Source organism: Nonomuraea antri (genome assembly GCF_013283785.1).
In the GTDB taxonomy this organism is placed as follows: domain Bacteria; phylum Actinomycetota; class Actinomycetes; order Streptosporangiales; family Streptosporangiaceae; genus Nonomuraea; species Nonomuraea antri.
In genome coordinates, this window is sequence record NZ_JABCPZ010000572.1 from 1 (window position 1) to 1,077 (window position 1,077).

Here is a 1,077-nt window from a genome sequence, read left to right on the forward strand (position 1 = left end):
GGTGGGCGTCGTGTTGGTGCACGGAGCCGGGACCGGGACGCCGAGGGAGAAGCTGCTGGTCGAGGCCATCGCGTTCGCCCGGCAGGGAATGTCGGTACTGATTTACGACAAGCGGTCCGAGGGCTATTCGCTGTTCCAGCGGTCGTACTCACAGCTGGCAGAGGACGCGCTCGGGGCCGTCGGGGCGTTGCGGAAGCAGGACGGGGTGGATCCGGCGAAGGTCGGTATTTGGGGCCTCAGCGAAGGCGGTTGGGTCGCTCCGCTGGCGGCGAGCCGGTCCGCGGACATCGCGTTCGTGGTGCTGGTGGGCGCCAACGCGCTGCAGCCGTTGCGGCAGCAGGCCTGGGCCGTGGCGGCGGGACTGCGCAAGGCGGGCGTTTCCGGCTCGCTGGTCGGCCAGGCCGAGCCCAAGCTGTATCGGGTGATCGCCGACGGCGGGATGTTCCCTGAGCCGTACTACGACCCGGAACCGGTCATCGCGCAGTTGACGCAGCCGGTGCTGGGCATTTGGGGCGTGAACGATCTGCTCACACCGTCGCGGGAGTCTCCGCCCATCTTCGCGGAGGTGCTTGAGGAGAGCGGTAACCGGAACTACACGTTCAGGTTCTTCGCGGACGCCGATCACGCCGCTCATCGCACGCCGGACGGCGGTGTCACCCGACTGCCCGAGTTGGCTCCCGGATACGCGGAGCTGGTGGGCTCCTGGGCGCGGGACGCGACCTCGGGGAAGGCGCCGGTGGCGCAGGTGTCCGGGCCGACGCCGGTGCAGGCGATGGACACGTTCGGGGTGCCGCCCACGGAGTGGTGGGAGTCGGCGTTCTTGCAGGCTTTGGTGCTGGGATTCCTGGTGGTGGCGTTCGCGGGGTATCCGGTGGTGGCGCTGGTCCGACGGATTCGGGTCGGGGTGCGAGGTCGGGCTCGAACTCGGGACGCGGCTCGGGGCGAGGTTCAGGGCGAGGCACGGGTCGGTGTCCAAGGCGAAGCTCGGGCCGGGGCCCGAGGCGCAACTCGGGGCGAGGTTCGGGACGCAGCTCGGAGCGGGGTTCGGCGGCGGGTTGTGGCCGGCGGGGACGGTGG

1 protein-coding gene is annotated in these 1,077 nt (G+C 70.6%); it reads left to right on the forward strand.

Translation table 11 applies throughout. The annotated features are described in order from the left end of the window. The coding region (locus HII36_RS55435) for an alpha/beta hydrolase family protein (RefSeq protein WP_173531428.1) at positions 1-1,077 on the forward strand (1,077 nt) is incomplete at both ends.